The organism is Pseudorhodobacter sp., from assembly GCF_030452865.1.
Classification (GTDB): Bacteria; Pseudomonadota; Alphaproteobacteria; order Rhodobacterales; family Rhodobacteraceae; genus Pseudorhodobacter.
The window spans coordinates 1-7,545 of the sequence record NZ_JAKDLJ010000162.1 but is presented as its reverse complement, the minus strand read 5'-3'; the positions used below and the strand labels follow the sequence as shown (position 1 = coordinate 7,545).

Annotated in this window: 8 protein-coding genes; 5 read left to right on the top strand and 3 right to left on the bottom strand. The window is 60.7% G+C overall.

The window, feature by feature from the left end:
* Nucleotides 1-92 precede the first annotated feature (92 nt).
* Both L0H65_RS10710 and groL read left to right on the top strand, forming a co-directional pair.
* The gene (locus tag L0H65_RS10710; protein ID WP_301458912.1) at nucleotides 93-380 is read left to right on the top strand and encodes a co-chaperone GroES; all 288 of its coding nucleotides are present in this window, start codon (nucleotides 93-95) and stop codon (nucleotides 378-380) included.
* 90 nt (nucleotides 381-470) lie between these two features.
* Nucleotides 471-2,117, top strand: a complete 1,647-nt coding sequence (gene groL / locus L0H65_RS10705; RefSeq protein WP_301458910.1) for a chaperonin GroEL — start codon at nucleotides 471-473, stop codon at nucleotides 2,115-2,117.
* Nucleotides 2,118-2,297: 180 nt separating this feature from the next.
* Here groL and L0H65_RS10700 read toward each other — a convergent pair whose 3' ends face one another.
* Nucleotides 2,298-3,056 (bottom strand): alpha/beta fold hydrolase, encoded by a 759-nt coding sequence (locus L0H65_RS10700; protein ID WP_301458908.1) that lies wholly within the window; start codon nucleotides 3,054-3,056, stop codon nucleotides 2,298-2,300.
* Nucleotides 3,057-3,135: 79 nt separating this feature from the next.
* Here L0H65_RS10700 and L0H65_RS10695 point away from each other — a divergent pair, with 79 nt between their 5' ends.
* The 3 genes from L0H65_RS10695 to L0H65_RS10685 all read left to right on the top strand — a co-directional run bounded on the left by L0H65_RS10695 (nucleotide 3,136) and on the right by L0H65_RS10685 (nucleotide 5,890).
* The gene (locus L0H65_RS10695; RefSeq protein WP_301458914.1) at nucleotides 3,136-3,582 is read left to right on the top strand and encodes an NUDIX hydrolase; all 447 of its coding nucleotides are present in this window, start codon (nucleotides 3,136-3,138) and stop codon (nucleotides 3,580-3,582) included.
* An 84-nt stretch (nucleotides 3,583-3,666) separates the two neighbouring features.
* Nucleotides 3,667-4,155 (top strand): GreA/GreB family elongation factor, encoded by a 489-nt coding sequence (locus tag L0H65_RS10690; protein WP_301458894.1) that lies wholly within the window; start codon nucleotides 3,667-3,669, stop codon nucleotides 4,153-4,155.
* A gap of 331 nt (nucleotides 4,156-4,486) precedes the next feature.
* A complete protein-coding gene (locus L0H65_RS10685) occupies nucleotides 4,487-5,890 on the top strand; it encodes a caspase family protein (protein WP_301458892.1) in 1,404 nt (467 codons plus the stop codon).
* Between the two features lie 34 nt (nucleotides 5,891-5,924).
* Here L0H65_RS10685 and L0H65_RS10680 read toward each other — a convergent pair whose 3' ends face one another.
* Nucleotides 5,925-7,010 carry a 5-(carboxyamino)imidazole ribonucleotide synthase gene (locus tag L0H65_RS10680; RefSeq protein ID WP_301458891.1) on the bottom strand — a complete coding sequence of 362 codons (1,086 nt, stop codon included), beginning with the start codon at nucleotides 7,008-7,010 and terminating at the stop codon, nucleotides 5,925-5,927.
* The gene (gene purE / locus L0H65_RS10675; RefSeq protein ID WP_301458889.1) at nucleotides 7,003-7,488 is read right to left on the bottom strand and encodes a 5-(carboxyamino)imidazole ribonucleotide mutase; all 486 of its coding nucleotides are present in this window, start codon (nucleotides 7,486-7,488) and stop codon (nucleotides 7,003-7,005) included. Before purE ends, L0H65_RS10680 begins: the two co-directional genes overlap by 8 nt.
* Nucleotides 7,489-7,545 lie beyond the last annotated feature (57 nt).

The following is a 7,545-nucleotide window of genomic DNA, read 5'->3' as shown; positions in this document are numbered from 1 at the left end:
ACCCGGTGAGACTGCCTAGGTAAGCATCGTTAGCACTCAGGCAATGTGAGTGCTAATCGACATCAACCTGGAACCAAAGGGAGTGTTCTCAGATGGCATTCAAACCGCTGCATGACCGTGTACTGGTCCGCCGCATCGAAGGCGAAGACAAGACCAAGGGCGGCCTGATCATCCCCGATACCGCAAAAGAAAAGCCCGCTGAAGGCGAAGTTGTCGCCTTGGGTGAAGGCGCCCGCAAGGATAGCGGCGAGCTGATCGCGCCCTCCGTCAAAGTGGGTGACCGCGTGTTGTTCGGCAAGTGGTCCGGCACCGAAGTGACGCTGGACGGCAAGGAACTGCTGATCATGAAAGAAGGCGACATCATGGGGATCATCGGCTGAAGCTGATGGCTGGCGGTGCGCTGACGCGCACCCTATGCCCCTGCGATACGTCTAATCAATTGAAATTCAAGACAAACTGGAGCAAGCAAAATGGCTGCTAAGGACGTCAAATTCGAGACCGATGCCCGCGATCGCATGTTGCGCGGCGTCAACATCCTTGCCAATGCGGTAAAGGTGACGCTGGGCCCGAAAGGCCGCAACGTGGTCATCGACAAATCTTTCGGCGCACCGCGCATCACCAAAGACGGGGTGACGGTTGCCAAGGAAATCGAACTGTCCGACAAGTTCGAGAACATGGGCGCGCAGATGGTGAAGGAAGTTGCTTCCCGCACCAATGATGAGGCGGGCGATGGCACCACCACTGCGACCGTGCTGGCACAGGCGATCATCATCGAAGGCCTGAAGGCTGTGGCCGCCGGTATGAACCCGATGGACCTGAAGCGTGGCATCGACACGGCGACTGCAAAAGTTGTCGAAGCGATCCAGAAAGCCTCTCGCCCGGTATCTGATTCTGCCGAAGTCGCGCAGGTCGGCACCATCTCTGCGAATGGCGAGGCCGAAATCGGCCGTCAGATCGCGGATGCGATGCAGAAGGTCGGCAATGAGGGCGTGATCACCGTCGAGGAAAACAAGGGTCTGGAAACAGAAACCGAAGTCGTCGAAGGCATGCAGTTCGACCGTGGCTACCTTTCGCCTTATTTCGTCACCAACCCGGACAAGATGATTGCCGATCTGGAAGACGTGATGATCCTGTTGCATGAAAAGAAGCTGTCGTCTTTGCAGCCGATGGTTCCCTTGCTGGAGCAGGTGATCCAGAGCCAGAAGCCGCTGTTGATCATTTCCGAGGATGTGGAGGGCGAAGCCCTTGCAACGTTGGTTGTGAACAAACTGCGCGGTGGGTTGAAGATCGCTGCCGTCAAGGCTCCGGGTTTCGGTGATCGTCGCAAGGCGATGTTGCAGGACATCGCGATTCTGACCGGCGGTCAGGTGATCTCTGACGATCTCGGCATGAAGCTGGAAAACGTCGGCATGGACATGCTTGGCAGCGCCAAGAAGGTTTCCATCACCAAGGACGCGACCACCATCATTGATGGCGCCGGCGAAAAGGCCGAGATTGAGGCCCGCGTTGCCCAGATCCGTACCCAGATCGAAGAAACCACTTCGGACTATGACAAGGAAAAACTGCAAGAGCGTGTGGCCAAACTGGCTGGCGGTGTTGCTGTGATCCGCGTTGGCGGCATGTCGGAAATCGAAGTGAAAGAGCGTAAGGACCGCGTTGATGACGCGCTGAACGCGACCCGTGCTGCTGTGCAGGAAGGTATCGTCGTTGGCGGCGGTGTCGCACTGGTTCAGGCGGGTAAAACGCTTGTGGGCATGGAAGGCGACAACGCTGACCAGACTCGCGGCATCTCGATCGTTCGCATGGCGCTGGAAGCGCCGCTGCGTCAGATCGCAGAAAATGCCGGCGTGGACGGCTCGGTTGTGGCTGGAAAAGTCCGTGAAAGCAACGATCCGAAGTTCGGCTATAATGCCCAGACCGATGAATATGGCGACATGTTCAAGTTCGGCGTTATCGACCCGGCCAAGGTTGTGCGCCATGCACTTCAGGACGCCGCATCGGTTGCAAGCCTGCTGATCACCACAGAAGCCATGATCGCCGACAAGCCGGAGCCGAAAGGCGCTGGTGGCGGTATGCCTGATATGGGCGGTATGGGCGGCATGGGCGGCATGATGTAATCATCTGCCCCAGTCGTGAATTCGGGAAAAGGCGGTCTTCGGGGCGCCTTTTTTCGTTTCGGGCGCTTGTGGATGCGGCGGATGCCTCCGGCGGGGATATTTTTTCAGAGAAGACGGGGGCGTTGTGGCTGGTTGCGTCAGGCGCAATCGAATCGCACCACGACCATTCCGGCGCGATTTTTATGGTTGGGCGATTGGTTTTTCGCGGCCGGTCGCGATTTCAATGGCCTCGATCACGGGCAGGTTCGGCTCAAATCGTCCCTGTCGCAGAAACAGGACCGTTTGCGCAATGGTCCGAGGGTTCAGCATCATGAATGTATGTGTCACCGGCAAAGTGACATGTGCGGTCATACCATCGAGTTTCGTGCTTTCCACCGAAACCTTGCCGTCGTCCGGCCCCTCAACCCAAGCGGACCCGGCGCTGATGCTGGCATTTCCGGCGATGATCCCCAAAGGATAATCCGGCCGCGGCAGTTGATTGGGCAGAGCTGCGGCATCGGTTCCCAACTGGTTGCCCGCCGGGCCATGATACCATTGGAACAAGCGCGACCCGCCGAAGGTATCGACCAGTTCCGAGCCGTGATTGGGTGGGGCGAGCATCACCACACGGCCCAGATTTTCTGGCTGGTAGCGGGAAAGATAGAGCCGGGCCAGAATGCCACCCATCGAATGGGTAACGAAATTCACCTTCGCCGCACCACAGGACGCCACCGCGGGGATCACATTTTCTTCCATCAAGGTGGCTATCGGTTGGCGCGTTGACGGGTAGCCTTGATTGACAACATGAAACCCTTGCGCGTTCAGTGCCGCCTGCATCGCCAGCAGGGATGTCTCGCTGCGCGCCAGCCCGTGCAACAGCACCACGCAATCGGGTGCCATCGCTGTTGCTGCACTGGGCAAGGCGAGCGCGGTCAACAATGCAAGGACGGTGTTTTTCATTGAACAAACATGGGGGTTCGCGGGCGCAATGCAACGGATGTGGCTGGACAATTCCCGCCGGGCTTGGCAGCGTGAGACGATGAAACCGCGTTCCCCCCGTCTTGCCGTGCGCGCGCTGATTCTGCATCAGGACCGGTTGCTTTTGGTCAATGCTTATGCCGGCGGCGTGTCGGACTTATGGTGCGCGCCGGGAGGTGGGGTGCATGTCGGCAGCAGTATGCCTGACAATCTGATCCGCGAGGTACATGAGGAAACCGGCCTGACGGTTTCGGTCGGGGCACCGGTGCTGGTCAATGAATTTCATGCGCCGAATCATGGGTTTCATCAAGTCGATCTCTATTTCCGTTGTCAGATCATCAGCGGGAAACTGGACGCAGCGTGGAAGGACCCGGAAGGCGTGGTGACGGAGCGGCGCTTTTTCAGCCGGGCGGCACTGACCGGCATCCGCTTCAAGCCAGACAGCATGCCTGAAGCGGCTTGGGGCGCGGGGATGCTGTATGATCCATTGGAATTGATCGTGCGATGAGCGCGTTCGCTGGAAGGACTCTGCGATGAGCGCGTTTTCTGCAAATGCGCGTGCGATGGGTGCGATCGTTATGTGGGTTGCGCGATGAGCCGGGCCTTTGTGAAAGAGGATGGACCGGACAACGCCCCCTTGCCCGATTTGCCGATCAGTCCGCACCCGAACTTTGTCACGTCGCGCGGGTTGACGCTGTTGCAGGCAGCGTTGAGCGAGGCGCAGGCTCGGCTGGCGGGGTTGCGTGCGCGGGTGGATCGGCTTGATCGTTTGCCGGAAGCGGCGGCAGAACGTGACATCCGCTATCTGGAGGCGCGTCTGAAATCCGCGATACCGGTGCCGCTGGCGGGCGATTGTGACGCCGTTGCCTTTGGTCACCGGGTTTCGGTGCTGGATGAAGGCGGCGCAGACGCCGTCTATACCATCGTGGGTGAGGATGAGGCGGATGCAAGCGCCGGGCTGATCGCGCCCCATTCACCGCTGGGTCGGGCGCTGATCGGGGCGCAGTGCGGCGATGTCGTGACATGGCGCAGGCCAGCCGGAGCGAAGGAGTTGGAAATCACGGGGATTGCATGGCCATAGGGTTTTGGACTGTGCCGGAGGATGGGATGACGTTGCGGCGTGCTGCGGATACGCGTGGCTGCTTTGCTGTCCAACGACAGTGCCGCAGAGTGCCGGTGCGCGCGCCTGACCAGGCGGGTCGCGGGCAGGATCGGGGGGGTGCGGATGACATTTCGGATGGGCGAAGCGTCGCCGACCGACGCGGGGGTATTGCTGGTGAATTTCTGGTTCTCGTGCTATAATGTGCAGGTCCGTCATAGGGTTTGCCGGGCGTTTTGATCGGAATAGACTTATGCCGCGCCTAGAATCGGGTTTCTTATTTGGTCATTTTTCGGCTGCATGGCGTTGCGCTGTGCGGGCCGTCTCCATTGTTCTTTTTGTCGCGCTTGGAAACGGGTCGGCGGCTGCGGCAGACCAAGGCAAGCTGGCCCTTGTTGTCGGCAATCAGGCCTACCAGCACTTGCCGCGCCTGGCCAACCCCGGCAATGACGCGCGCGGTGTCGCGGATGCGCTGCGCCGGCTCGGGTTTGAGGTGACGCTGCTGACCGATGTGAATACCGATGTTTTCAACGTTGTGTTGCAGGCATTTGCCGCGCAGGCGAAGGATGCCAAATCGGTGGTGTTCTACTATTCCGGCCATGCGTTCCAGATGGACGGTCAGAACCAGCTTGTGCCGGTTGCCGCCAATCCGGATGTGAATGGCGATGTGACCGGGCAAACGTGGCAACTCGATGATATCATTTCCCAATTGCAATCGGCCAATGCACAGACACTGATTTTTCTCGACGCTTGCCGCACCAGTCCGATTGCAGGACGCGCGGGCCGGAGCGATGGTCTGGCGCAAATGCAGACCCGCGCCGGCACCTTTATCTCCTTCGCTACCCGACCGGGAGCGGTTTCCTTTGACCGGGGCAGCACGACCGGTAACAGCCCCTATACTGCGGCGCTTTTGAACCATATGGAACAGCAGGGATTGAGCATTTCGGATCTGATGATCAAGGTCCGCAATGATGTTGAGGCAGCGACAGGCGGGCAGCAAACGCCGTGGGATCAGTCGTCGCTGCGGGCGCAGTTCTTCTTCAAACCTGGCCCGGCATCGGCGCCTTTGCCGGTGTTTGAAACCGTGCAAAGCGATACGAGCATCAGCCCGCCTCCGGGCACTGCCACCACCGCCGCGCCCGATCAAGCCGCCCCCGATTTGACCAGTCCTGAACAGGTCGCTGCATTGGAGCCTCCGAAACCCGGCCCGGTCATCCAACGGGTGGAGGCGCAGGACCAAAGCAAGATCGAAGGTGGTGCCGAGACCCGCTCGGCGCCCAAGGCGGTGACGGCACCCGTCCTTGCGCCTGTTGTGGCGGCTCCCGTTCCAGCGCTGCAGTTGCTGCCGGATGACCTTGCCAGTGTGATGCAGACGGAGCTGAAGCGGGTCGGCTGTTACAGTATGCCTGTCGATGGCGATTGGGGCAACGGTTCACGCAGCGCGCTCTCGACCTATCTGGAAAAGGCCGGGCTCGAAGTCGGGGCGGAACTGGAACCGACTGCTGAGTATTATCACAGCTTGCTGAAGGCACCGGAAGGTGTTTGCCCACCGGTTGTGGCCCGTGCGACGCCGCAACGAAGCCGCAATAAACCCGTCGTCAGACGTCAGGAAACGACGCGCCGGTCCGCCGCGCCAAAAGCCGCCGCCGCGGCGCCTGCACCCGCACCGCACAAGACGAAATGTACCTTCCTTGTGGTGGCGATTGTCTGCAAGTGAGGGGGGCGAGGCGACAGTGAGGCGGGTCTCTGTGTCAAGTGATCCCGCGCGTGATGCGGTTGATGTGTCCCATCTTGCGCCCGGCGCGTGCCTCTGCCTTGCCGTAAAGGTGCAAGGCGGTGCCGGATTCCCGCAGTAAGCCGGGAAGGCGGGTTAGATCGTCTCCGATCAGGTTTTCCATCATGACATCCGCATGGCGGCTACCATCGCCAAGGGACAGGCCGGCCACGGCGCGGATATGCTGCTCAAACTGGTCGACGACGCAGCCATTCTGCGTCCAATGGCCGGAATTATGCACGCGCGGCGCGATTTCGTTGACGATCAGGCCCTGAGGTGTCACGAACAGTTCCACCCCCAACACACCGACATAATCAAGCGCGTTCAGAATGCGGGCGGCAAGCAAAACGGCATCGCTGCGCTGCGCAGGTGTCAGCTTTGCCGGAACGGTCGTGCTGTGCAGGATGCCGTTGCGATGGATATTCGCACCCGGATCATAGGCGGCGACAGAGCCATCGAGCCCGCGCGCGGCGATCACCGAAATCTCCTGGCTGAAGTCGATGAAGCCTTCAAGCACCGCATCGGCACCCTGCATCGCTGCAAGGGCGGTGGTGGCGTCCGCAGGCGACAGGATGCGGGCCTGCCCCTTGCCGTCATAGCCGAGCCGCGTGGTTTTCAGGATGGCAGGCGTACCGATCCGTTCAAGGGCGGCATCAAGGCTGCGGGCGGTTGTGACGGCGGCATAGGGGGCAGTGGTCAGGCCGAGCCCGGTCAGGAAGTCCTTTTCCGCGATGCGGTCCTGACTGATCGCCAACGCGCGCCTGCCGGGGCGGATTGGGCGCAGAGTTTCCAGAAGGTCCAATGCCTCTGTGGGAATGTTCTCGAATTCATAGGTGATGATATCGACCGATTGCGCGAAGGCGCGCAGGGCTACGTCATCATCATAGCGCGCTGTGGTGGTACGATGGGCGACATCTGCGGCAGGCGGGTTGGAACCCGGTTCATAGATATGGGTCTTGTAGCCAAGGCGGGCGGCTGCGACGGCCAGCATGCGACCAAGCTGCCCGCCGCCAAGAATGCCGATGGTCACACCGGATGGGAGGCTGGGGCGGAGGTCAGTCATTCGTCGGCTCCTCCGGGATCGAGGCGGTCAACGCATCACGCCATGCCTCCAGTCGTTGGGCAAGGGCGGGGTCATTCAGGGCGAGGATCCCCGCTGCCAGCAACGCGGCATTTGCGGCACCCGCAGCACCGATCGCCATGGTTGCGACCGGGTAGCCGCGCGGCATTTGCAGGATAGAGTAAAGGCTATCGACCCCTGACAGCGCGCGGGTCTGTACCGGCACACCGATCACCGGAATCCGGGTTTTGGACGCCATCATGCCGGGCAGATGCGCAGCCCCTCCCGCGCCCGCAATGATGACCTGCAAGCCACGATCCACAGCGGTCTTGCCATAGGTCCACAGCCGGTCCGGGGTGCGGTGGGCGGAAACGATCTTCGTCTCATAGTCAATGCCGAGGTCATCGAGCAGGGTCGCCGCCTCTTTCATCGTCGACCAGTCGGACTGGCTGCCCATGATGATTCCCACGTCTGCGGCCATGCTGCCCCCCGGAACTTTGAAAGTGGCGCACTATAGCGGGGCAGGGGGCGGGGGCAA